At 70.1% G+C, this 22,321-nt stretch carries 21 protein-coding genes; 6 read left to right on the top strand and 15 right to left on the bottom strand.

Annotated features, from left to right (window positions below; genetic code table 11):
* Positions 1–41: 41 nt before the first annotated feature.
* Positions 42–878, bottom strand: coding sequence for a 3'(2'),5'-bisphosphate nucleotidase CysQ (gene cysQ, locus M9914_12190; GenBank protein ID MCO5174936.1), 837 nt, complete (start codon positions 876–878; stop codon positions 42–44).
* Positions 879–1,068: 190 nt separating this feature from the next.
* Here cysQ and M9914_12185 point away from each other — a divergent pair, with 190 nt between their 5' ends.
* The 3 genes from M9914_12185 (at position 1,069) to M9914_12175 (ending at position 2,648) form a co-directional block, all read left to right on the top strand.
* Positions 1,069–1,287, top strand: coding sequence for a DUF1778 domain-containing protein (locus M9914_12185; protein MCO5174935.1), 219 nt, complete (start codon positions 1,069–1,071; stop codon positions 1,285–1,287).
* Positions 1,284–1,790, top strand: a complete 507-nt coding sequence (locus tag M9914_12180) for a GNAT family N-acetyltransferase (protein ID MCO5174934.1) — start codon at positions 1,284–1,286, stop codon at positions 1,788–1,790. The genes M9914_12185 and M9914_12180 overlap by 4 nt, the downstream gene beginning before the upstream one ends.
* A 75-nt stretch (positions 1,791–1,865) precedes the next feature.
* Complete coding sequence (locus M9914_12175; GenBank protein MCO5174933.1) at positions 1,866–2,648, top strand: MerR family transcriptional regulator; 783 nt, start codon at positions 1,866–1,868, stop codon at positions 2,646–2,648.
* Between the two features lie 61 nt (positions 2,649–2,709).
* On the opposite strand, the gene M9914_12170 is transcribed toward M9914_12175, so the two are convergent.
* The 10 genes from M9914_12170 to M9914_12125 all read right to left on the bottom strand — a co-directional run bounded on the left by M9914_12170 (position 2,710) and on the right by M9914_12125 (position 12,996).
* Positions 2,710–3,978, bottom strand: coding sequence for a DUF4143 domain-containing protein (locus M9914_12170; GenBank protein MCO5174932.1), 1,269 nt, complete (start codon positions 3,976–3,978; stop codon positions 2,710–2,712).
* A 186-nt stretch (positions 3,979–4,164) separates the two neighbouring features.
* The gene (gene rfbA / locus M9914_12165) at positions 4,165–5,037 is read right to left on the bottom strand and encodes a glucose-1-phosphate thymidylyltransferase RfbA (protein MCO5174931.1); all 873 of its coding nucleotides are present in this window, start codon (positions 5,035–5,037) and stop codon (positions 4,165–4,167) included.
* Positions 5,034–6,107: a dTDP-glucose 4,6-dehydratase gene (gene rfbB, locus M9914_12160; protein ID MCO5174930.1), complete on the bottom strand. Its 1,074-nt coding sequence runs from the start codon at positions 6,105–6,107 to the stop codon at positions 5,034–5,036. Before rfbB ends, rfbA begins: the two co-directional genes overlap by 4 nt.
* Positions 6,104–6,619 carry a dTDP-4-dehydrorhamnose 3,5-epimerase gene (gene rfbC, locus M9914_12155; GenBank protein MCO5174929.1) on the bottom strand — a complete coding sequence of 172 codons (516 nt, stop codon included), beginning with the start codon at positions 6,617–6,619 and terminating at the stop codon, positions 6,104–6,106. Before rfbC ends, rfbB begins: the two co-directional genes overlap by 4 nt.
* A 43-nt stretch (positions 6,620–6,662) precedes the next feature.
* Positions 6,663–7,418, bottom strand: coding sequence for an NAD(P)-dependent oxidoreductase (locus tag M9914_12150; GenBank protein ID MCO5174928.1), 756 nt, complete (start codon positions 7,416–7,418; stop codon positions 6,663–6,665).
* Between the two features lie 7 nt (positions 7,419–7,425).
* On the bottom strand, positions 7,426–8,979 hold the full coding sequence (locus M9914_12145; GenBank protein MCO5174927.1) for a Wzz/FepE/Etk N-terminal domain-containing protein: 1,554 nt from the start codon (positions 8,977–8,979) through the stop codon (positions 7,426–7,428).
* Between the two features lie 149 nt (positions 8,980–9,128).
* Positions 9,129–10,289: a hypothetical protein gene (locus M9914_12140; protein MCO5174926.1), complete on the bottom strand. Its 1,161-nt coding sequence runs from the start codon at positions 10,287–10,289 to the stop codon at positions 9,129–9,131.
* Positions 10,286–10,738 carry an NUDIX domain-containing protein gene (locus M9914_12135; protein MCO5174925.1) on the bottom strand — a complete coding sequence of 151 codons (453 nt, stop codon included), beginning with the start codon at positions 10,736–10,738 and terminating at the stop codon, positions 10,286–10,288. Before M9914_12135 ends, M9914_12140 begins: the two co-directional genes overlap by 4 nt.
* Before the next feature lie 52 nt (positions 10,739–10,790).
* Positions 10,791–12,350 (bottom strand): N-acetylmuramoyl-L-alanine amidase, encoded by a 1,560-nt coding sequence (locus tag M9914_12130; GenBank protein ID MCO5174924.1) that lies wholly within the window; start codon positions 12,348–12,350, stop codon positions 10,791–10,793.
* 286 nt (positions 12,351–12,636) lie between these two features.
* Positions 12,637–12,996: a DUF1043 family protein gene (locus M9914_12125; GenBank protein ID MCO5174923.1), complete on the bottom strand. Its 360-nt coding sequence runs from the start codon at positions 12,994–12,996 to the stop codon at positions 12,637–12,639.
* A 51-nt stretch (positions 12,997–13,047) separates the two neighbouring features.
* Here M9914_12125 and M9914_12120 point away from each other — a divergent pair, with 51 nt between their 5' ends.
* Positions 13,048–13,947 carry a hypothetical protein gene (locus M9914_12120; GenBank protein ID MCO5174922.1) on the top strand — a complete coding sequence of 300 codons (900 nt, stop codon included), beginning with the start codon at positions 13,048–13,050 and terminating at the stop codon, positions 13,945–13,947.
* Between the two features lie 65 nt (positions 13,948–14,012).
* Here M9914_12120 and M9914_12115 read toward each other — a convergent pair whose 3' ends face one another.
* The 4 genes from M9914_12115 to M9914_12100 form a co-directional block, all read right to left on the bottom strand.
* Positions 14,013–16,127 (bottom strand): AAA family ATPase, encoded by a 2,115-nt coding sequence (locus M9914_12115; GenBank protein ID MCO5174921.1) that lies wholly within the window; start codon positions 16,125–16,127, stop codon positions 14,013–14,015.
* A gap of 40 nt (positions 16,128–16,167) precedes the next feature.
* The gene (locus M9914_12110) at positions 16,168–17,481 is read right to left on the bottom strand and encodes a peptidoglycan DD-metalloendopeptidase family protein (GenBank protein MCO5174920.1); all 1,314 of its coding nucleotides are present in this window, start codon (positions 17,479–17,481) and stop codon (positions 16,168–16,170) included.
* Positions 17,482–17,567: 86 nt separating this feature from the next.
* Positions 17,568–18,431 (bottom strand): ABC transporter permease, encoded by an 864-nt coding sequence (locus M9914_12105; protein ID MCO5174919.1) that lies wholly within the window; start codon positions 18,429–18,431, stop codon positions 17,568–17,570.
* Between the two features lie 103 nt (positions 18,432–18,534).
* Positions 18,535–19,527: an isocitrate/isopropylmalate dehydrogenase family protein gene (locus tag M9914_12100; GenBank protein MCO5174918.1), complete on the bottom strand. Its 993-nt coding sequence runs from the start codon at positions 19,525–19,527 to the stop codon at positions 18,535–18,537.
* 189 nt (positions 19,528–19,716) lie between these two features.
* On the opposite strand from M9914_12100, the gene M9914_12095 reads away from it, so the two are divergent.
* Both M9914_12095 and M9914_12090 read left to right on the top strand, forming a co-directional pair.
* Positions 19,717–20,607, top strand: a complete 891-nt coding sequence (locus M9914_12095; GenBank protein ID MCO5174917.1) for a DUF4388 domain-containing protein — start codon at positions 19,717–19,719, stop codon at positions 20,605–20,607.
* Positions 20,604–22,223: a HAMP domain-containing protein gene (locus M9914_12090; GenBank protein MCO5174916.1), complete on the top strand. Its 1,620-nt coding sequence runs from the start codon at positions 20,604–20,606 to the stop codon at positions 22,221–22,223. Before M9914_12095 ends, M9914_12090 begins: the two co-directional genes overlap by 4 nt.
* Positions 22,224–22,321: the final 98 nt, after the last annotated feature.

Here is a 22,321-nt window from a genome sequence, read left to right as displayed (position 1 = left end):
GAATCTCAATGCCACGTCCTTCGCGCGTTTCTGCTCGTATTCTAAGTTTCGGCAACAATAGCGGTGTAAGCCGCCACGAACCCGGGGTTCGACAACGCATCCCCCACGTACTTGAGCGCCCGCCCGCCGCTGGCCTCGGTCATCGCTCCGCCCGCCGCCTCCAACACGGCCTGGGCCGCCGCGGTGTCCCACCACATCGTCGGCCCCAGCCGCGCGTAGAAGTGGGCCGTGCCGTCTGCCACTAGGCAGGTCTTGATGGCGGAGCCGCGCGCGATGGTCTCGACCTCGCCGTACTTCTCGCGCAGCCGTTCGATGAACGCCGCCGTCGCGGCGTTCGCGTGGGAGCGGCTCACCATCACGCGCACCGGCCCCTCGGCCGTGGGCGGGCGGACGTGGATGGGGTGGGCGTTGCCCTCCGCGTCGAGACGCCAGGCGCTCGCCGGCTTGCCGGCATGCGCGGCGACGCCCGTGTACGTCAGGCCGGCCACGGGCGCGTGCACGACGCCGAGTACCGGAACGCCGTCCTCGATCAAGGCGATGTTCACGGAGAACTCGCCGTTGCGCTTGACGAACTCCTTGGTGCCGTCGAGCGGGTCGACGAGCCAGAAGCGCCGCCACGTTCTGCGCTCCTCGAACGCCGGGGCCGGCGACTCCTCGGCGATGACGGGCACGCCCGGCGCCAGCTTGGCGAGGCCCGCCTCGATCACGTCCTGGGACGCGACGTCCGCCGCCGTCACCGGTGAGGCGTCCGCTTTCGTACTGACGGCGAAGTCGGTGGCGTAGATCGCGAGGATCGCCTCGCCGGCGGCCTTGGCGATGTCGTATGCGCCGGCGCGTAGGGCCTCTAGGTCCGAGTCCGTTGTCTTGTCTGAGGTCATTGCGGTTAGCCTAACGCGTCACCGTGTCATCTGGGCTAGGCCAACGGTCGAGGAGAGTCGCACCTAGCCAAATAGAGCTACGGCATTTTGCCGTATGATATCCAGAGAGGAGTTGATGGTGGCCAGGTCACCTGTCGAGAACGAGACCGCCAGACTGGAGGCTCGCATCCCAGTCCATGTATACGAGCAGATGCAGCGTGCCGCTCGGTTGCGCGGCATGACACTGACCGGCTATCTCATAGCTACCGCAGGCGAGGATGCGCGGCGTGTCGTCGAGGAGGCGGAGATCATGCGCCTTGCTCGAGAGGACCAGGTCCGCTTCGCCGAGGCGCTCATGGAGCCGCCCGAACCCAATGAGAGGCTGGAACGTGCCGCCAGGCGGCACGCTGAGTTGATCGAGCGCAGGTGAGTGCCCGCTTCGCCATAGAACCGCTCAGTGGCGAGCACGAGCGGACCGGTTTCTCGTGCGGCAACGCGCGGATCGATGCCTACTTCCACGAGGTCGTGTCGCAAGACGTGAAGCGTAACTATGCGAAGTGCTTCGTGGCCGTGGAGGGTTCGACGGGTCGGCTCGCCGGATTCTACACGTTGTCTTCCAGCAACGTACCCCTAACGGACGTACCGACCGTGCTGGCGAAGCGGTTGCCTCGTTACCCTTCCGTGCCCGCGGTGCTGATCGGCTGGCTCGGTAGGCATATCGACTATGCGGGGCAAGGATTGGGCGAGGCCTTGCTGTTCGACGCGTTGAGGACGGTGGTCACATCGTCAATCGGAGCCCATGCCGTGTTCGCCCATGCCATCGACGACAGGGCGGCGTCGTTCTACGCCTCTTTCGGGTTCGTGCCGTTGATCGCCCGTCCGCTTACTCTCTATCTGCCCGTGGCAACGGCGATGCGCTTGCTCGTGCCGTGATCCCCTAGAGTTGACCAGCGCCCCTTGACCCTCACGTAACGTAAGGGTCTACCGTGAACGGCGGGAAGGAGGCGCATGCCTGTGAGGCGGACCCAGAACGAAGCACTGACGGTCGGCGAGGTGGCCAAGCTCGCGAACGTGAGCGTCCGGACGCTCCACCATTACGACGAGTACGGCCTGCTGTCGCCGAGCGAGCGCAGCGAGGCGGGTTACCGGCGCTACACGCCGGGCGACCTGGAGCGCTTGCACGCCGTGCTCGCCTACCGGGAGCTCGGCCTCGAGCTGGGCGCCATCCAGGAGCTCCTCTCCGACCCGGCCGCCGACCCCATGGAGCACCTGAGACGCCAGGAGGCGGTGCTGAACGCGCGGCTCGAGAAGCTGCTCGCCATGCGGCGGTCGCTACGCAAGCAGATGGAGGCGATACACATGGGAATCAACCTTAACCCCAAGGAGCTGCTCGAGGTCTTCGGCGACGAGGACCCCACGAAGCACGCCAAGGAAGCCGAGGAGCGCTGGGGCGACACGGACGCCTACCGTGAGAGCCAGCGCCGCACCAAGAGCTACACGAAGGAGGACTGGCTGCGCATCTCGCAGGAGAGCGAGGCCATCGAGGCCAAGTTCGCCGAACTTCTGGCCGCCGGCGTCTCCCCGACGGACCAGCGCGCCCTGGAGGCTGCCGAGGCCCATAGGCAGCTCATCTCGCGCTTCTACTACGACTGCGGCTACGCCATCCACCGCGGTCTGGCCGAGATGTACCTGGCAGACCCGCGCTTCACCGCGCACTACGAGAAGCGCGCCGCGGGGCTCGCCGAGTTCGTCGCCGACGCGATCAAGGCGAACGCTTCTGGGCGGGACTAGCCCTTACACCCCATGACCTGGAGGGCCAAGGAGAGCCGCGGCAGTACTGCCGCGGCTCGTCTCAGCTCGCGGTGAGGTGGCCGAGGGCGACGACATTGACGCCATCGGGTCGAGTCAAGCTGACCTTTCCCGCTGTGATCACGTTGAGCGACCTGAGCTGCTCGGCGCGCCTGGCCGATACCTTCCCTTGCAGCTTCTTGAGGTTCGACGCCGCGGACTCGATGTGCGCCTCGCCCCCGAGCTTCACCTCGAACGCCGACCAGGTGCCGTCGTTCAACTCGACGATGATGTCGATCTCCAAGCCGGAGTCGTCACGATAGTGGTACACGCTGCCACCGAGGGCATCGGCATAGACCCGCAGGTCGCGCACGCACAACGACTCGAACAGGAGCCCGAGCGTGTTGAGGTCTGCCATGAGGTTCTCGGGACCGGCGCCCAGAGCTGCGGCGGCCAGGGACGGATCGACGAAGTGCCACTTCGGTTTCACCCTCAACCGTACCCTCGAGCGCAGGTGCGGAGCCCACGCGGGCTGCTCCTCTACTACGAACACCCTACTGAGCGCGTCTAGGTACTTCCTAACGCTGCGTGCGGAGATGCCTTTGGCCGGGTCGCTCCGTTCCTCGATCTCCGCCTCCACCCCGAGCTGGGCCGCCGAGATCTCGGTGGCCACGTTGCGTGCCAGAGCCCGCATCAAGGCGAGCATCCGTACTGGGTCCACCACTAGCTCACTGGCCGGCAGGTCGACGCGCGCGATGTCTTCCAGGTAGCTCGTAAGGTAGCCGCGCGCCGATCTGGTGCTCTGGCGCACCAGCGACGGCCAGCCGCCCCGCGCGATCAACTTCGCGTACTGCGGCACGGTAGGACCGCCCAACGCCGCCACGCTCTTCCCTCCGAAGAGGGCGTCTAGGCTCACGGTTCCAGCGCTGTCGCCGCTCTCCGCGAGCGTCATCGGCCTCAGCGTGATACGGCGGAAGCGCCCGGCCCCGCTATGGCGCGTATGGTCGTCGGCTGGCGTCGCCGATCCCGTGAGGATGAACTGCCCCGGGCCGCCCCGGAGGTCGACCTCGTGCCTGACGGCGTTCCAAAGAGCAGGGGCTAGCTGCCATTCGTCGATCAGGCGGGGTATCGCGCCTTCCAGCAGCGTCTCCGGGGAGATCGTGGCCAGCGTGATCAGCTCCGGTGAAGCATCGAGCCGGACCGAGCTGGCTGCGGCGTGGAGGCCGCTGGTGGTCTTTCCCACAGCTCGCGGGCCCTGCAGGATCACGGCGCCGAAGGACTTGAGTGCTTCGGCGATCGCCCTGTCCACGATGCGTGGCAGATAGGCCGGCATGGCTGAGGCTATCACTTTTGCGCTCATGCCGATGTACTTTTTGCGTTCGCCTCGCTTACCGATTTGCGTTAACTACGCTTACCGATTCGCGTTCGCTCCCCTCTCACGTTCGCGTTGGCTGCGCCGCGCTCCGGAAGACCGCCCTGTCCTTGGCGCGCTCAGGCACCGTTCGGCGTGCGGTCGCGTCTACCTCTCCACCAACCCCAGCAGGTACCGCCCGTACCCGCTCCCGCGCATCGTGTCGGCGAGGCCCTCCAGCTGCTCGGCGCCTATCCAGCCGTTCCTGAACGCGACCTCCTCCGGGCAGCCGATCTTCACGCCCTGCCGCGCCTCGAGCGTCTCAACGTAGTTGGAGGCCTGCAGGTAGCTCTCGTGCGTGCCCGTGTCCAACCACGCCATGCCCTGGCCGAGCAGCTCGACGCGCAGGCGCCCTTGCCGCAGGTAAGCGAGGTTCAGGTCCGTGATCTCGAGCTCGCCGCGCTGCGAGGGCCGCAGCCGGCGCGCCTCCTCCGCGACGCCGGCCGGGTAGAAGTAGAGGCCGGTGACGGCGTAACGGCTGCGCGGCGCGGCCGGCTTCTCCTCGATACTGGTGGCGCGCCCCGCCCCGTCGAACGCCACGACGCCGTAGCGTTCGGGGTCGCTCACCTGGTAGCCGAACACCGATGCTTCTGCGACGCGCTCGTTAGCGGTGCCAAGCATCTCTGCGAGCCCGTGGCCATGGAAGAGGTTATCGCCCAGGACTAGCGCAGAAGCGCTATCACCAACGAAGCGCGAGCCTATCAGCAGCGCCTGAGCGATACCCGCCGGCCGCTCCTGAACTGCGAAATCGAAGCGCATGCCCCACTTATCACCGGTGCCGAGAAGCTCGCGGAATGCTGGAAGATCGCGCGGGGTCGAGATCACGAGCACCTCGCGGATCCCTGCCAGCATCAACGTAGTGAGTGGGTAATAGACCATCGGTTTGTCGTAAACCGGCAGGAGTTGCTTGCTCACTGCCAGAGTGGCAGGGTAGAGGCGTGTGCCCGCTCCGCCAGCCAATACGATCCCACGCCGGCTCATACTGAACGTGCTCCTGTGGGATTCGCTCCTAATCCGAGACGCCCAAGGTCGTAGCGCTCCGTAACGGCCCGTACCCAAGCTTGGTTCTCTACATACCACTGAACGGTGTCTCGTAGTCCATCGTCGAACGTTATCAGCCTCCGCCAACCGAGCTCGTTCTCAGCGCGGCTCGAATCGACTGCGTAGCGGCGGTCGTGGCCGGGCCGGTCGGTGACGCTCTTGATCAGGAGACGATGGTCACTCCGGCCGGGCACGAGATCGTTGAGGTGGCCGAGGAGCTGTTCGAGAAGGATGCGGTTCGGCAGTTCGTGGCCACCGCCCATCAGGTATGTGGCGCCCGGTTCACCGCGTTCGACTACCGTTACGAGCCCGCGAGCATGATCGTCGACGTGGAGCCAGTCGCGGACCTGCATGCCATCGCCGTACATGGGAACACTCTCGCCTGCCAGGGCACGGCTAATAGCTAGGGGCACTAACTTTTCCGGGAACTGGAACGGGCCGTAGTTGTTTGAGGCGTGTGTAGTCATCACCGGTAAGCCGAAGGTGTGGAAATAAGCGTTTGCGAAGTGGTCGGCGCCGGCCTTGCTGGCACTGTATGGGGAGCGCGGATCGTAGGGGCTGCCCTCGTCGAACGTTCCATTGGGACCCAAGCTCCCGTAGACCTCGTCCGTGCTCACGTTGACCATTCGGAACGCGGCACGCTCGCTCGGTGGCAGGGTTTCCCAGTAACGTCTAACTGACTCGAGCAGGTTGAAGGTGCCGGTCGTGTTGGCCTGTAGAAAAGCGCGCGGTCCGTCGATCGAGCGATCTACGTGCGTCTCGGCGGCGAGGTGGAAGATGGCCATGGGCCGTTCTTCTGCGAGTAGGGCGGTCATGCCGGATACGTCGTTTATGTCGAGCTTCACGAGACGGTGGTTGGAAGCGCTTCCAGCCGCTCGCAGGCGCTCTGGGTCGGCGGCATAGGTAAAGGCATCTACGCTCACGACGCGCTTGCCGCCTCCGGCGGTCAGTTGGCGTACTAGGGCCGAGCCTATGAAGCCGGCGGCGCCTGTCACGAGATAAGTGGTCATCGGCGCCCTTCCGGGAACGATTCTAGGTCGGTGAGGAACGGTAGCTTGGCGTCCTTAGCCGAGAGAACCGGACCCGCGACGCCCCAGTCGACACCGATGTCGGGATCATCCCAGCGCACGCCCCCATCCGCCTCGGGCGTGTACGGGTAGTCGGTCTTGTACAGCACGTCGGCCACCTCCGAGAGTACCAGGAAACCGTGGGCGAACCCGGCCGGCACCCATAGTTGCTGCAAGTTGACATCGTCAAGCACGGCGCTTACCCAGCTGCCGAAGGTAGCCGACCCGCGCCGCAGATCGACCGCCACGTCCAGTATGCCCCCGCGAGCCACACCTACGAGCTTGCCTTGCGCATGCATACCAGCCTGGAAGTGCAGACCGCGCAAAACCCCGTGCGTGGAGCGCGAGTGATTGTCCTGCACGAACCGCAGCGGCAGTCCTGCCTCCCTGAATGTCGCCTCGTTCCACCGCTCGAGGAAGAAGCCGCGCGAGTCCGGCTTCACGGAAGGGGTCAAGAGCTTGACATCCGGGATTGCTAGAGAGGTTACGTTCAAAACGTTAGTTGCCTTCCCGTTGACGCCATTGAGCGCGTAGCTGACAAAAGCGCGTCACGTCGAGTGAGACGTCATGCGGTAGAGGCACGCCTGCCTCCACCCTGCTCGCACGACGTACCTCGGGAGCCCTACGCACAGCCAACTCGTACACGCTCTTGCGCTCGGTGGCGAGGTGGAGGGTGTCGTCCTCGATCTGGCCTAGATGCATGATCAACTCGACAAGTAGCGGGGCTATCACGTCGACGTAGTCCTGAGACGTGTAGAGGTCGTCGAAGGCCGTTGGATACGGCCACACGCGGGGTCTGAAGCTCGTACGCACGACGAGGGAGCCGCGCAGTGCCCTTACTGCTTCCTCGGCCACGAGCTTCGTCAGCGAGTAGTAGTTGCGCACGGGCCCGGGCACGTCACCCTCGCGGTAGCCGCCACGGTCCCCGTAGAACACGTAGTCCGTGGAGATATGCACTAATTGCGCGCCGGTCTCCCTCGCCGCACGCGCAACGTTGCGCGTACCCACTACGTTTACCAGCCAGCATCGCTCGCGTGCGGTCTCGGCGCCGCGGACGTCGGTGTACCCGGCGCAGTGGACGACGACGCTCGGTCTGGAAGATGCGATCACCCGTACGGTCTGGTCTGCGTCCGTCACGTCCAGCTCGCGTGAATTCGGTGCGAGGGCGCCCGGCAGGAGGGCGATGAGTTCCCGCCCAAGTCTTCCGCTTCCACCGGTCAATAACAGATCGCTGGCTTGCAGAGAAGGCGACACGATCTCCCTAACCCTCCTGGTGTCGAGACCGGTGCGGTTGCGAGTCGCGCATGCCCGTAGCGGTAGGCACCTGACTGCTGAAGGGGTTGCCGCCGCCCGTGGCCGCGACGCGCGCGCGGGGGGGTGCCGCCGGCTCCGCCACGGCCGCCCGCAGGAACACGAAGAGCGTGGCGAGCAGCCCGCCGACGAGGAAGGCGGCCACGGTGATCGTTAGGCGGTTCCTGGGCTTGGGCTCCAACGGTTGCGATGCGCCGATGATCACGCGCGCGGCGTCATCGACCATGCCCTGCTGGAGGGTGAGAAGCGGCATGACGGCGGCAACGCGGTCGTACGCGGCCGTCGCGTTCCGCAAGGCGTCTTGCGGGGTCGCGGCGCGCAGCTCCAGGTCGGCGAGGCGTTCACGCAGCACCGTCGCCTCCCTCTCGGCCCTGTCGGAGTCGTTCTGCAGCTGGTCGCGCTCGGCCACCTGGCCGGCCAGGTCCGCCGCCAGCGACTCGAGGCGCGCGCGGCTGACGAGCGCGAGGACGCTATGGTCCCCCGTGGCCACGCCCGCCGGGAGTTGGGCGATGGCGGCCGCGAAGCCGGCGGCCGTGGCGGCGTCCAGCACGCCCGCGTCGACCAGCGTCCTGACCTGCGCATCCAACGGTTCGGGTGACGCCTCCGTGCGCGCCGCGGCGGCGGCCGAGAGGAGCGCCTGCCTCGCTCCGTTCGACACGATCAGGGTGTCCAACTCGGCGAGGCGCGAGCGTGCGGCCGCCTGCTGGGTGGCCAGCTGCGCCAGCTGGCTCTGCAGCGCCGGCCTGGCGTCGTCCTTCAGGAAGGCCGTCCAGGCGTCCCTGGCGACGGCGAGCGCAGTTTCCCGCGCCGCCAGCTCCCGCGTGGCCGCTGTGACCGCGACGTCGACGGCGCCGCGCATCGCCTCGGTCGCCGCCCGCGCGCCCGCCTGGGCCCAGCCGTTGGCGAGGTCGGCGGCTTGCGCCGAGCTGTCGGCCGTGGCCATGTGCTGGATGGTGAGCTGCCCACGCGACTGGTTGGACGTGTCGATGGCAGTGAGCTTGAGGCTCTGTAGCAACCGCTTCAGCGCTTCCGTGTCGGTCGTCTGGGTGGGCGGGCCGTCGGTCTGCGTCGGGGTGGCTTGCGTCGTGGTGGCCTGCGCCGCCGCCGCTGCTCCAGCGGTCACTGCCCCCGCCGTCTCCTCCTCGGCACCCTGGTCCCCGCCTGCCTCCCGCCGCGCGCGTGCGGCCGCGGCTTCCTCTAGCGCCTCGGCCAGTACCGCGTTCGACATCGCCAACGACGTGTACGACTGCATGCCCATGCCCACCTGGGGGACCAGGCTCGCCAGTTCCCCTGACGTGGTCGGCTGCGGGGCCGTGACCTGGACAGTGGCGCTGGCAACGTAGGACCCGGGCTTGGTCGAGAGGTACGCGAACGCCGCGCCGGCCGCCACCAGTGCGACCGCCGCGATCAGCCGGAAGCCGCGACGGAAGATGAGGTAGAGATCGCGTAGCGAGACCTCGTCGGTGCGCTCGACCACGGTGACGTACTCCTTGGGCTCGTTCAAAGCCCGACTAGGATACGTCAAGAAACGGCTCGAGGCGCCGACGCCCTTCTCACGCGCGTCTTGCCCTGCTCGGCGGCGGGCTGGACGCGCGCCGGGCAGGCTAGAGCGCCGCCGCTAGCCGCGGCCGACGAGTCGGGCGCTCGGCAGGCTCAGCGGACCGCCACCTCGCGCAGCATGCCGGAACCCTCAAGCCGCTCGAGCCACAGTCGCATGTCGCCCAGCTCCAGGCCGAGCGCGTCGGCGGTGCGGCCGAGGGTCTCGCCCTTGCCGAGCCCTTCGAGGAGGCGTTGACCTTCGGCGCCGTGCTCGGAACGGAAGCTCATGTGCAGGGCGGTCATCGGGTTGAGCGCGTCGCGGCCCCGCAACGTGAGGGCGAAACGGCGGTCCTCCCAGCCCGGCGGCTCGTCCGGGAGCTCGAGTTGGGGCGCGCGCTCGACGGCCTGCTCAGGCAGGGCGTACCGGCGCGTCGGACCCTCGGTTGTCGCGAGGACCTCGAGGAACGGCTGGCCCTGCTTGTAGTACCGGAAGCCCGAGCCGAAGACCTCGAGGCCCGTGAACGCCGGGCCGTCGGCCGGCGCGCTCCTGCCGAGGGCGAGCGCCGCGAGCGGCAGGACGACGGCGGGCTCCAATGCGTCGAGCTCGAGAAGGCCCTTGGCGCGTGCCTGGCCGGCCTTCTGGAGCGCCCGCATCGCCTCCGCCCGGTCGTGAAGCGCGCCGCCCACCTCGTGCACGGCCGCCCTCACGCCGCCGCCGACGAGCAGGGCCACGGAGCGTTCGCGCTCGGTCGCGTAGCTGAGGCAGCCATCGAAACGGGCCTCGTGCAGGCGTTCGAGCAGGTCGGGTAGGTCGATGGCGCCCGGGGTCAGCCGCTGGGGCGGGGCCAGGCGCGGCAGTGCGCGCAGGAGCGGCGACTTGCTGGCGGGGAAGCGCGGCGGCAGCTGAGGGGTCACCGACGGTTCGTGCGTGTGCAAGTGGAAGCGCTGCTCCGGCGCATCGAGGCGCGCGTACGGCCCGAGCTTGAAGCTCGCCTCCACCTGGCCGCGGGCGAGGAGGAGGAGCGTGGTGCCGCTGCCGTCCGCCAACGCGAGCGTGCCCGAGTGCCGGATGGCGCGCAGGTTCTCGAGGAGCCACTCGGCGCTGTGCTCACCCGTGTCGCCGAGCATCCCTTGGGCGCCCGCCCCGGTGCCGGCACTGACGTCCCGGGAGCGGCTCGCGTTCGGGCCGGTCAGCCCCAACGTAGCCTGCTCGCCTTGCGCCGGCCGGGTCTGGCGCGGCTGGGAGCTGCGACCGTTGCCGCCCGTCTCGTTCACGCGCTTCGCTCCCCCTCGTTCAGGACGCGCCTGAGGAGGTCGCGGTCGGTCCGGTGCGTCAGGAGCTCGAACGCTTCCGCGGGCGGGTAGAAGCCCCCCGCCACGAACGCTTCCTCCGTGACGTTGGTCGACGTGTCCTCCGCCTCGCAGCGGTACCAGGTTATGAGGCGGTGCACGCCCCGCGGGTTGCGGTAGTAGGTCGTCCAGGTGCGCTTCGGGTGGTCGCAGCGCGCGCGCACGCCGGCCTCCTCGGCTACCTCCCTGAGTGCGGCTTGCAGTTGCGTCTCGCCCTGCTCGACGTGCCCCTTCGGGAACACCCAATGGCCGCTACCATGCCTCAGGAGGAGTACCTTCCCGCCGGGTCCGAAGACCACACCGCCCGCGCCCGCGACCGTCGAGGCGTCCGCGTCGCGCGCTCTAGAGGGTCGATCGGGGTGGCGGCGTGACATGCCCCAACATGCTACACCGCTCCCCAATGGCCGTTCTTGAGCCCTGGCGCACTCAGCGCCTCGCGACCAGGCCGCCGCCGTGGAGGAACTCCAGCAGGCCGTCGGCCAACGCTTGGGCCAGTTTGCCCTGGTAGCTCGAGGAGGCGAGGTCACGCCCCTCCTCCGGGTTGCTGACGAAGCCGAGCTCCACGAGGATGGCCGGGATGCGGGCGGTGCGGATCACGTAGAAGAGGTTGGCCCTGACGCCGCGATCGCGCGCGCCGGTCGCGTCTATCAGGTTGCGCTGCACGGTCTCGGCCAGGGTGAGCGAGTAGTTGAGCTGGGCCTCGCGCAGGATGTCGGCCGCCAGGTCGCGGGCGCTGGCGCGCGCCTCCTCCGTGAGGGCCTGGCCCTCGGTGCCGCCGCCGTTCTCCTCGATGGCCCTGTCAATGAGCGATGGGTTGAGCGGCTCGCCGAACACCCAGGTCTCGATCCCGGCGGCCGAGGCGTTGGAGGCGGAGTTCGCGTGGATCGAGACGAACAGGTTGCGCTCCGGAGCGGCGAAGAGCGAGCGCTGCTGCAAGGTCAGGAACGTGTCGTCGCCCCTGGTGAGGATGACCTCGACCCCCTCGGCCTCCAGCAGCCGCTTGAGTTGCAGGGCCACGGAGAGCACCACGTTCTTCTCCACGGCGTAACCGGTCGCGCCCGGGTCGTGGCCCCCGTGACCGGCGTCTATCACGACTACCTGCCGCTGCTCGGGAACGGTCTGCAAAGCCGGCACGGGTGTCTCGGCCGGCGCGGCGACCGCCTGCAGCGCCGCCACGGCCGCGCCGGCCACGCTCGGGGCGAAGTCGACGTAGAGGGTGCGGCCGGTGGCCTTCGGCACGATGCCGACGCGGAAGCCGGTGCCCGACGCTGCGAGGTCGAACTTGGTGTGCACGCCGATCGTGACGCGACCGGCCTCGTTCGTGACGCTGAGCGCGCTCAGGTTGGCGTCGTCGACCGTCACCTCGTACGCTTCGGAGCGCGCGCCAGGGAGGACGATGACGAGGGCCTTGCCCCCCGCGGCCACCTGGTAGTCGGCGTTCTCCGGGATGTCGATGGCGACGCGCGAGACGCCGTCCGTGATGCCGGTCCGCGCCCGGGCGAGCGTGTAGCCGAGGCGGTCGGCCGTGTCTATCGTGAGCACCTGGCGCTCGGCGTTCCACGTGCTCTCGCCCTCGAAGGCCGTGACGAGCGGCGTGACGGCGACGTACGCGACCCCGTCGACGAGGATGGCCATGGGGCTCGCCAAAGTGGTCTGACCACCCAGGGCAGGGGAGAGGGCGACGGTGCCGGCCGCCTTGACCAAGCCGGCCTGGACGTCGGACGTCGCCTTGAAGCGCGCCGTCCTGAACCCGTCGGAGAACACGAGGACTTTCTCGTCGGCGACGTAGTCGACCGTGAGCTTCATCGCCTCGGCGATGGGCTGGGCCCGCACGAAGGCGTTGGAACTGTCGCCCTGCTTCATGAAGTAGTAGGGGCCGGCGGCGTCGACGACGGTACCGTTGACCGCAAGGTAGTTGTGCCGTTCCTGAGCGGCGGCCGTTACGCAGGTCAACAGCAGGGTGAGGATGAGGAGCAGCCGCTTCACGTCGCCGGGGAGTCTATCACGCACCCCGGGGGTCGAAACATGAGGAAATTCGCCCTGCAGCGGGTTTCCCTGCCTTACGACAGGCCTTCTGTCGCGAGTTGGTCGGACCATTCCGTGACGAGCGGCCGGCGCCGGCAGAGCGCCGGGTCGCCGGCCGCCCTGGCGTCCGTGGCCGCGCGCGGGGTCGGCAATGGCGCGCCAGAGCGCCGAGGTCGCGACCGGTGAACGCGGGCGCGCCCGCGTTCGGCACTCGGGCCGCGTTCGGCCGCCGCGCCGCGTTCGGCGGCTAGCGGTCGCCGGGCCGGTCGGCTGCGCCGGGCCGGTCGGCGGCGCAGGGCCCCGACTGCGTCGCCGCGGTCTCCTCGAGCTGACGCAGGCGCGCCTGGGTGGCGTCCTCCGTCGTGAGCCGGGCGGCCCCGCTCTCGAGGTGGTGGTAGAGCGACTCCACGTCCGTGCGCAGGCGCGTGATCAGCTCGCCGGACTCCTGGAAGTGCTGCGCCACCTCGCCCTGGAAGCGGTCGAGGACCGCCTGGAGGCGCCGTAGCCGCTGCTCGCTCGGCTGCCTGCCGCGCAAGTAGGTCGAGAGCCCCCACCCGGCTCCGATGCCGACGAGGAAGGCGATCACGGCCCATAACCAGGCGCTCATGCCGCCGAGCATAGCAAGGCCCAGGCCGACTTCCCCTAGACTGCGGCCAGCATGCCCAACCCCAGACGAGCCAAGCAGGACGGGCGGCCGAGCGGCGGGGCCGCCGGGCGTCCCCCGGCCGCTCAGGCGAGCGCGCCCGCCAACCCGGCGGCCGCTCTGGTCGGCTTGTACCTCAGGCCGCTGCGAGACGACGTGCTGCCGGCCCGCCATTCGGCGGGCGCGCGGCGGCGGGCGGGGCAGATCCAGGCGTTCCTGCGCCCGCTCCATGAGGCGGCCCGCGCCGCTTTGCGATCGGAGGCGGACGTGACCCTGCTCGTCGTCGACTCGCGCGACTGGTACAAGCTCGCGCGCTACCCGTACGGCCTGCCCTTCGCCCGCACCGCCGTCGGCGGCCGGCAGGCGAACGTGATCGTGGCGGCAGATCACCAACCGCGCCTGCTGCAGCGGTTCGACGGCGCCATGCTCGCCGCGGCGCGCGCGGGCGTGAGCGCGCCGGCGCAGCTCGGCGAGTTCATCGACCTGATGGTGGGGCACGAGTGGGGTCATGCCGTTGCCAACCTGAGCGGTCTGCGCACGCGCCTCAAGTGGCTCGACGAGCTGAACGCCACCTACCTCTTCGTGCAGGCGTTGCGGGCCACCGGCCAACGCAACGCCTTGCTGCGCCTGACGGAGTGGTCGCGCTGGCAGGTGGCCGGCACGAGCGCCGAGGCTGGCGACCTGGCCGCCTTCGAGTACCCGCGCAACAGGGCCGGCTGGGAGCGGCTCCTCTGGTACCAGGGCGTGTTCGCGGAGCGGGCGCTCGACCTCTCCGAACGCCGCGGTTGGGACTACCTGACCGAGCTGCGCTCCGCCCTCCCGCCAGCCGACAGGGGGGAGCTCGCGCGCAAGCTCGTCGAGCTCGAGCCCAGCTTCAAGCCCTGGTTCGCCGTCTTCGGTCGCAAGGTCGGGTAGCGGGCCGGCCGTGGCCGGCGAGGGCGCTCGTGGCCTCGGCGACGCCCGGCCTCCCCGGTCGGGGGCTACGTCAGCAGCGCGAGGTCGTGCCCGAGCTGTTCGAGCACCCTGCCGAGCTCGCGGCGCGCCTCGGGCGCGCAGCCGTCGAGGAGGCTCTCGGCCCGCTCGAACGCGGACCGCGCCCGCTCGCCCGCTCCGAGGCTCAGGGCCGCCTGGGTCAGGGCCAAGGCGCCTTCCGTTCGGAGCTCCGGGGGGATCGGGAGGCCGAGCAGGCGCTCGAAGAGCTCGAACGCGCGCGCTGAGTCGTCCTGCGCCGTGGCGAGGTCGGCGGCGGTGAGGTAGTGGGCGTAGGCGGCGTCGGGTGCCCCGCCCAAGGAGAAGTGCTCGGCGGTCATGGCGGAGAAGCTCAAGGGCGCGTGGCGCTCGAGCCAGGTCGCGATCCGCAAGTGGAGCACCGGCCGCTCCGAGAACGGGATCATGCGCAGAAGACCGTTACGCAGGAACTCGCTCTGGAAGCGGTACTCGAGCTCGTCCGGGATGGACGAGCCCGTCTGGGCGACGAGCATCTTCTCGCGCAGCAGCACCTCGACGTCGCCGGAGACGGCCGGGCCGGCCAGCTCGCGCAGCAGGCCCTCCCACACGACCTCGCCGGCGAGCGCGGCGTGAGCGAGCAGCCGACGGTAGGGGGCGTCGATCAGGTCGATGCGCGCTTGCAGGAGCGAGGCCAGCGAGCCGGGGAACGAGTCGAGCGAGGCCACGGATAGTGCCCTGCCAAGCTCTAGCACGAACGCCGGGACCCCGCCGACCTGCTCGACCAGCCCCGCGGCGGCCACGCGTAGCGCCGGGCCGGCCACCTCGCCGAGGAGCCTCAGGCTCTCCTCCGGGGTGAGCGCCGGAAGGTGGATGACCTTGGCGTGGTCGACGGCGTGGCGCCGCGAGGTGCGCAGCACGAGCATGGGCGCCTCGGCCGCGGCGACGAGGGCGACGAACTCGCGCGATGCCGGGTCGTTCGGCTCGTTCTCGACGATCAGCACGAGCGGCCGTACCTGCCCGTGCTCGGTTCCTGGCCCCCTGCGCGTCAGGGCGACGAGCAGGTCGCGCCACGCCAGGTTGGTCCTGTCGATGCTGCGTCGCTCGATGCGCGTCCAGGTCGAGCGCTGAGCGAGGTCGAGGCTCTCGAGGATGAGCTGGTGCCAGCGCGGTTCGCCGGGCAGGAGCCCGTGGAGCAGGCGCTGCACGCGCGGCGCGGCTGAGCGGGGATCCTCGGCCAAGTGCAGTGCGAAGAGTTGGCGGCCGAGGCCGGCGAACGCAGCCTCCTCCGTCACCGGCTGTTCGAGCCATAAGACCAGGGGGCGCCCCCCGAGCCGCTTGACGAACTCGCGCACGAGCCGCGTCTTCCCGCGGCCGGCCTCGCCGACCAGCCACGCCTCGCGCGCGGTCTCGTTCGCGACGGCCTCGTCGTAAGCGGACCTGAGGAGCTCCAGCTCGTTCGCGCGGCCTATGAACGGGACGTGGGCGTACGGGTCGGTCTGCTGCTGCTTCGGCATCACGAGCCGATGCCCCGAGGTGATGTCCGGGAAGCCGTGCAGGCTGATGGGCCCGGTCGGCTGGTAGTGGATCCGGTGGCGCGTCGCCTGGTGCGTCTCCGGGCCTACCCACACGTCGCCCGGCGCCGCGGCCTCCTCCAGCCGGGCGGCGAGGTTCACCGCGCTGCCCATCACCGTGTAGGAGCGCACCCTGCCAGAGCCGACGGCTCCGGCGATGACTATCCCCGTGTTGACACCAGCGCGCCCCTTGAGGGGGAGCCCCCTGCTCTTCCCGATGTCCTCGATGGCCCGCAGGCTGGCGGCCCCCGCCAGCACCGCGCGCAACGCATCGTCAGGGTGGGAGTGCGGCGCCCCGAAGAGGGCGAGCAGACCGTCGCCCTTGAGGGCGTCGACGTAGCCGTCGTACGTCTCCACGACCCCGGTCACGACTGTGAGGACCTCGTCGGCCAGGTCCCGCAGGTCCTCCGGGTCGAGGTCGCGCGTCAGGCCGCTGAAGCCGGAGAGGTCGACGAAGAGCATGGTCACCCGTCGCCGCTCGCGCGCCGCGCCGGCCTGGCGGTCGAGCGGCACGCCGCACATGCCGCAGTAGCGCATGCCGGTGGGGTTGGCCGTGCCGCAGGCCGAGCAGATCACGTGCTAGCTCCCCCTGCCGCGCCCGCGCACCGCCACCTGCTCACCAACCCAGGAGCGGCGCCGGATCGATGAACGGACTGTTCGACCCGGTGGCACGTTGAGCGTAGAACTGCAGGACGTCCGGGGGCGTGAGGGTGCCGCCGCCGAGGTAGCCGAGCACGGTGCCCTGCTGGACGCCGTCGCCCAGGTCGACGAGGGGCTGGCGGAGGTTCACGTAGACGCTCGTCAGGCCGCCGGAGTGCTGCACGGCCACCATGTAGCCGAAGTTCGCGCCGAGGTAGGTTACGGCGGACACGCGGCCCGCCTGCACGGCGCGCACGGCCGAGTTGTTGGCGGGGGCCTGGATGCCCAGGTACGAGTTGTTCCCCTCGCCGAAGCGGCTGATGAGCGTGGCGCCGTCGAACGGGCGCGTGAAGCCCGTCGTGAGCGGCGCCAGCGGGGCGGTGAGCGCGTCGGCCCGACTGCGCGCCGCGTCCGCCTGGCGCTGTAACTCCAGCTGCTTCTCGCGGTCCTGCGCGTACTGCGCCGCAGCCTCCCTGGCCGCCGCCTCCTCGGCCCTGAGGCGCGCGATCTCCTGCTCGAGCTGCCGGTTGACGTCGCCGAGGTTGCCCTCGAGCCGCGTCTGCTCCTCCAGGAGGTTCTGCTGCTGGATGAGCTGGCCGGCGCGCGTGGCGTTCAGCTCCGCGAGCACCTCGTCGAGCCGTTGGCGCGCGGCGGCCAGGTCCGTCTCGGCGCGCGCCAGGTCCGCCTCGGCCGCCTGCAACTCCAGGAGCTGCGCGTCGAGCTGCGCCTTGGCGGCCCTCCGCTCCTCGAGGACGGCGTCGAGCTCGTTGACCACGTCGGCGTCCTGCTCCGCGAGGAGGCCGAGGTAGTGGTTGCGCACCCGCAACTCGTGGAAGGTCTTGCTGGTCGCGAGGCTCGAGGTGAGGTCGCGCCCCTTCTGCTTGTAGTGGCTCAGCAGCAGGTCCTGGATGCGCTCGGCCATGGCGGCCAGGCGCTCGTCGAGCGCGGCGACCTGCGCCTCGGTGGCGGTACGCTCGGCCTCCAGGTCGGCGATGCGCGCTATGAGCTGTTCACGCTCGCGGCGCTTGGCCGCGAGCTGCTCGCTGACCTCGTCACGCTCCGCGATGCGCTGCTCGAGCTGGCCGCCCGTCTGCCCGAGCGCCTTCTCTATCTCCACGAGCTGCAGCTGCCGCTCGGCGAGCAGGTCCTGGTACCTGGCGAGGTCCTGCTCGAGCGCTTGGCGCTCGGGGCTGGTGAGGTTCACCTGGGCCGTCGCCCCGTTCAGCGCCGGCGCCGCGGCCGCCAAGGCCACGGCGAGGATCACTGCGCGGAGCAACCGGACACGTGGCACGGGCCAAGTCTAGCAGCGGCGCGTGACCGTTGGATGACCCGCGCAGGTCTCTCACGAGCGCCGACCGGCAGGTCCGGCCCGTTCGCTCAGTCGTGCTCGCGCAGGTGCTGGGCCACGGCGATGGCGCTGCCGACGAGGCCGACGAGGATCGCCAGCACGGCGAGCAGCGACGCGATCCAGGCGAGCAGCGCGCTGTCGCGGACGAACGGCACGAACGCGAACTGCTCGGAGAGGCGCGCCACCGCCGACTGGTAGCCGGGGATGGCGAGGCCGAGCGAGAGCACGGCGCTGATGAGCCCGAGGAGCAGCCCTTCGAGGAGGAACGGCGCCCTGATGAAGCCGCGGCTCGCCCCCACGAGGCGCATGACGTCTATCTCCTCCTTGCGCGCGGTGATGGCCGCCCTGATCGAGTTGACGATCGCGAACACCGCCGCGCCGAGCAGGACCACGATGAGGATGGAGCCCCCGATGCGCAGGACGTCGTTGAGGGCTAGGAACGTCGCCACGGCGGCGCTGGAGTCGTCCACCTCGTCGACGCCGGGGAGCTGCTCGAGCCGCAGGCGCACCAGCTGCGTCTGCGATGGGTCGTAGAGGCGCAGGTGGAACGTGTCTGGTAGGGGGTTCTCGACGAGGCCCGCCGCCCGGCCGAGCGCGGGGAGGTCGGCGACCATCTCGGACAACGCCTGGCTCTTGGAGACGAACTCGAGGCGCTCAACCTCCGGCCAGCCGCGCACGGTCGTCGTCAGCTGCTGCACGTTGGCGCCGTCGGCTAGGTAGACGGCCAGCTCCAGCTCCCCCTGCAGCTGGGCGAGCGCGTTGTTGAGGTTGACGCTCACCAGGCTGAAGCCGACGAGGATGGTCAGCGACAGCGTCATCGTCGTGATCGTCGATACGCTCGCGACCCAGTTGCCACGGATGGCGCGCATCGCCTGGAGGAACGCGTACATCATGCGCGTGGCTCCTGGCGCTCGTAGGCCTCGTGTGGCGGGGTCACGGGCACCAATCTACCGTAAGGCGGGCCGTCTGCGGTCCGCCCGTCGGCGCCGTCGGCGGTCAGTCGAGCGCCTCGATGACGGCGTCGGTGAGGCTCTCCGTGGTGGCGCGGCCGCCCAGGTCCGGGGTGAGCTCCCCTTGCGTGAGCACCGTGTCGACGGCCCGCTCGATGCGCCGCGCCGCCTCACGCTCGCCGATGTGATCGAGGAGCATGGCGGCCGTCAAGAACGTGGCGGTCGGGTTGGCGATCCCCTTGCCTGCGATGTCGGGGGCGCTGCCGTGCACCGGCTCGAAGACGGCGTACTTCTCGCCGACGTTCGCGCTCGGGGCGAGGCCGAGCCCGCCCGTCAGGCCGGCCATGAGGTCGGAGAGGATGTCGCCGAAGAGGTTGGTGGAGACGAGCACGTCGAACGACTCCGGGTCGCGGACGAGCTTCATGGCGGCGGCATCGACGATGATGTCGTACGTCTCCACCTCCGGGTACTCCTTCGCCATGCTCATGACCGTGTCCAGGAACAGGCCCGAGGTCAGCGGCAGGACGTTGGCCTTGTGCACGACGGCCAAGCGCTTGCGGCGGCGCATGGCCTGCTCGAGCGCCACCTTCGCGATGCGCTCGCTGGCGCGCTTGGTCACGACGGCGTCCGCGATCGCGACGTCGCCGTAGCGCCGTTCTTTCTCCACGTACAGCCCTTCCGTGTTCTCGCGCACCATGAGCATGTCGATGCCGTCCCTGCTCCCCGGGACGGGGCGCGAGCGCGCCGGGCGGAGGTTCGAGAACAGGTCGAGGGTGCGGCGCATGTAGCGGATGGCGCCCTGGTGGCCCTCGACGCGTTTGGACGGGCTGGTGAAGGCGCCGGCGAGGGTGGCGTCGGCCGCGCGCACGGCTGCGAGGGTGGCGTCCGGGACGCTCGTGCCTTGCGTCGTGAAGGTGCCCCAACCGGCCTCCACCGTGCGGAACTCGATGGGCAGGCCCGTGGCCTCGAGCAGCCGGCGGGCTGCCGGTACGACCTCCTGGCCGATGCCGTCGCCAGGGATCAGGCAGATGCTGTGCATGAGGTACTCCTACTGTGGCGCCGGTCGGTGATGGGCCGTAGGCCTTCGCAGCGCTCGCGCCCTAGCCTGGTCGCTTCCGTGTGCGGGCTGGCGCTTCTGCTGCCGGTACCGGCGAAGCGGTACCAAGCTACCACGGTCCGCGGCTTGCCCCGGCCGCTGGTAGGATGGCGACCGATCGAGGTGCTACTGGTGTCTACATTGAACGGCCGGCTGGGTGAGGGGGTGGTCGCCAACGTGCTCCAGTACCTGGCGCTCAGCCAGGCTACCGGTTGCCTCGCGCTCGTCCATCCGGAGCGGCGGCACGGGCGCGTGTACCTCGAGAACGGCGTCATAGTCCTCGTCGAGGCCCGGCCCCTGTACGACGTGGCAGCCATGGCCGCCATGCTCGAGTGGCGCGAGGGGCGCTTCACGTTCAAGCCCGGTGAGACGCCCAAGCGCAAGTCCATGAGCCGCAACGCGGACACGCTCCTGCTCGAGGCGTCCCACCTGGTCGATACGGGCGAGGTGGCGCGCGGCCCGAGCGCCGCCGCGGACACGGTCTTGCGCGTGGCCGATAGCCGGGGGCGGGAGGAGTCGGTCATGCTGACCCTCGCGGCTCTCCAGCTCTGGCGCACCATCGACGGGATCGGCAGCCTCAGGCAGCTGGCCGTGACCATCGGCAAGCCGGTGGCCGAGACCGTGGCCGCGGCGCAGGAGCTGCTCGACAACGGCCTCGCCGAGTTCGCCACGCTGGCCGTCGCGGACCCGCGGTTCGTCAGGGAGGTGGCCCGCGAGACGGTAGACCTCATGGGACCTGTCGGTAGCATAGTGGTGGAGGACGCGCTGATGGACCTGGGGGTTAGTTCCGACACGTTGCCGGTCGGCACGGTCGGTGAGTTCTTGGAAGAGGTCGGACGCGCCATCCAGTCGAGCGAGCGCCGCGCCGAGTTCTCGCGGCGCGTCACGGAGCTGCGTCGGCTCTTCTCGCTCGACCAGCAGGCTCGCGGCTCACTGAGCGAAGAGGATGCCCCCCGCAGGGGCGGCGGCCGCGGAGGCCCCGATCGCGACGGCTCCGCCACCCGGTCAAGGAGGAAGCCATGAAGTACGTGGTGCTCGTCAGAGAGCCGCTACCGGCCGACATGCAGGGGGCGGCGGACAAGGTCGCGTCCGGGTTCCGCATCCCGACGGACAAGGCCGAGAAGCTGCTGGCGCGCGTGCCAGGGCCCGTCACGCGTGCCGTGCAGGAGCGCGAGGCGCGAACCGTTCAGAACATCATGCGGGCCGCAGGCCTGCGTGTCGAGGTGCGCGAGGAGAGCCCGGACGGCCCGCTTGCGGCCTTCTCGGCCGACGCCGCCGCCGCCGTCGACCCGTCGTCCACCGCCGTCCTGGACAGGACCGAGTCCGACGTGTCCGCCTACGTGCCGGCCGAGGGCCGGGCCGGGAGGGGCGCGGAGCATGCTGCCGGCGACGCGTCCGCGCACGCCGGCGAGCCGACCGGCGGTGTGCCGGTCGGTGACGTGCAGGCCCGTGACGTGTCGGCTAGCGGAGTGTCGACCAGCGGCGTTTCTGCTAGTGGCGAGGGGCGGGCGTGGCGCACGTCCGACCGGCAGGGCGTCGGCGGGCCCGCCGACGCCCAGGAGCCGGCCGCCGGCCGGGCCACCGATCCGGCCGTGACGGCGAGCTCCGCCCGCGCTACCGCCTCGGGGCGGGCCACGGCCTCCGGTCGAGCGACGGACGGTGGGGCCGACACCCGGTCGACGGCCGAGCGGCGGGAGTCGGACAGGTTCCATGCCACGCCGGTGCCAGGGCACACGACGGCCACGCCGCCCCGCGACCCGCTGAGGACGACCCTGGTGCGCGAGCCGCCCGCGCTCGAACGCGGCGCCCTCAGGCGCGGCGTGGCCAGCGCCGCCACCTTGCCCGGCATCATCACGCTCGCGGTCACGCTGCTGACCGTCTGCATCACCGTCCTGCCCATCCTCAGGAACGCGGAGCAGAAGCGCGTGGCCGGGGTCGTCGACGCGGTCGCGGCCACCGCCGAGGGGCTGTCCGGGGGGTTGCCGCTCTCGGCTCCCATCCTGAGGGTCGAGCTCGGCGTGGTCCAGGCGGCCGGCGCCAAGGCGCCCGGTTGGGGCGTCGACTACCTGCTCCTGGTCGACGCCGACCAGACGCCGGTGCTCGCCTGGTACGGCGGCTCGGAAGGCGCCGACGCGTTCCCTCCGGAAGTGCTGGACGCCGCCCTGGCCAGGGCGCGCGGCCTGCTGGACGGCAGCGCGGCGCCGGAGCGCGACGCGAGCACCGACTGGCTCTCCAACCTCGCGGCCAGCGGCCGCAGCCTCCTGGCGCTCGTCGGCCTCGACAACGAGAGCGATGTCGTGGCAGGCGCGCAGGTCAGGCGCCTCGGCGCGGCGGGTGGCGCCGTCGTGGCCGGCGCGCGGCCGGACTCCATGCGCCTGGCCGGCGCGGCGCTCTTGACGGCCCTGCTCGTCGGCCTGGTGCCCGTGCTGTTCGGGGTGTTGGCGGCGCTGTCGCTGACGCGCGGGCTGCGCGACTCCATCCGGTACCTCCTCGTCGCCACCGACAGGATCAGCCACGGCGACCTCGAGCAGCCCGTCGAGCTGAAGCGCGACGACGAGCTCGGCCAGATCGCCAAGGCCGTCGAGCGCATGCGCATCAGCCTGCACGAGAGCCTGGAGCGCCTGCGGCAGCGCCGCTGAGGCTGCTCTAGGACTACGCGAAGGCGCGCCTCCGCGGACGGTAGGCGCGCCTTACCTCGTGCCAGCGCGCCGTGCCTTCGCGGCAGTAGGCGCGCTCC

It is taken from the genome of Trueperaceae bacterium, from assembly GCA_023954415.1.
GTDB lineage: Bacteria > Deinococcota > Deinococci > Deinococcales > Trueperaceae > JAAYYF01.
Note: the sequence above shows the minus strand (reverse complement) of the source record. Positions and strands in the feature narration are given on the sequence as shown.

Bases quoted from the DNA above. Each gene is read 5' to 3' on its own strand.
- cysQ (MCO5174936.1), bottom strand. From the start codon at position 878: ATGACCTCAGACAAGACAACGGACTCGGACCTAGAGGCCCTACGCGCC.
- M9914_12125 (MCO5174923.1), bottom strand. From the start codon at position 12,996: ATGAGCGCCTGGTTATGGGCCGTGATCGCCTTCCTCGTCGGCATCGGA.
- M9914_12135 (MCO5174925.1), bottom strand. From the start codon at position 10,738: ATGTCACGCCGCCACCCCGATCGACCCTCTAGAGCGCGCGACGCGGAC.
- rfbB (MCO5174930.1), bottom strand. From the start codon at position 6,107: ATGACCACTTATCTCGTGACAGGCGCCGCCGGCTTCATAGGCTCGGCC.
- M9914_12175 (MCO5174933.1), top strand. From the start codon at position 1,866: ATGCCTGTGAGGCGGACCCAGAACGAAGCACTGACGGTCGGCGAGGTG.
- M9914_12100 (MCO5174918.1), bottom strand. From the start codon at position 19,527: ATGCACAGCATCTGCCTGATCCCTGGCGACGGCATCGGCCAGGAGGTC.
- M9914_12090 (MCO5174916.1), top strand. From the start codon at position 20,604: ATGAAGTACGTGGTGCTCGTCAGAGAGCCGCTACCGGCCGACATGCAG.
- M9914_12105 (MCO5174919.1), bottom strand. From the start codon at position 18,431: ATGATGTACGCGTTCCTCCAGGCGATGCGCGCCATCCGTGGCAACTGG.
- M9914_12120 (MCO5174922.1), top strand. From the start codon at position 13,048: ATGCCCAACCCCAGACGAGCCAAGCAGGACGGGCGGCCGAGCGGCGGG.
- rfbA (MCO5174931.1), bottom strand. From the start codon at position 5,037: ATGAGCCGGCGTGGGATCGTATTGGCTGGCGGAGCGGGCACACGCCTC.
- M9914_12185 (MCO5174935.1), top strand. From the start codon at position 1,069: ATGCAGCGTGCCGCTCGGTTGCGCGGCATGACACTGACCGGCTATCTC.
- M9914_12170 (MCO5174932.1), bottom strand. From the start codon at position 3,978: ATGCCGGCCTATCTGCCACGCATCGTGGACAGGGCGATCGCCGAAGCA.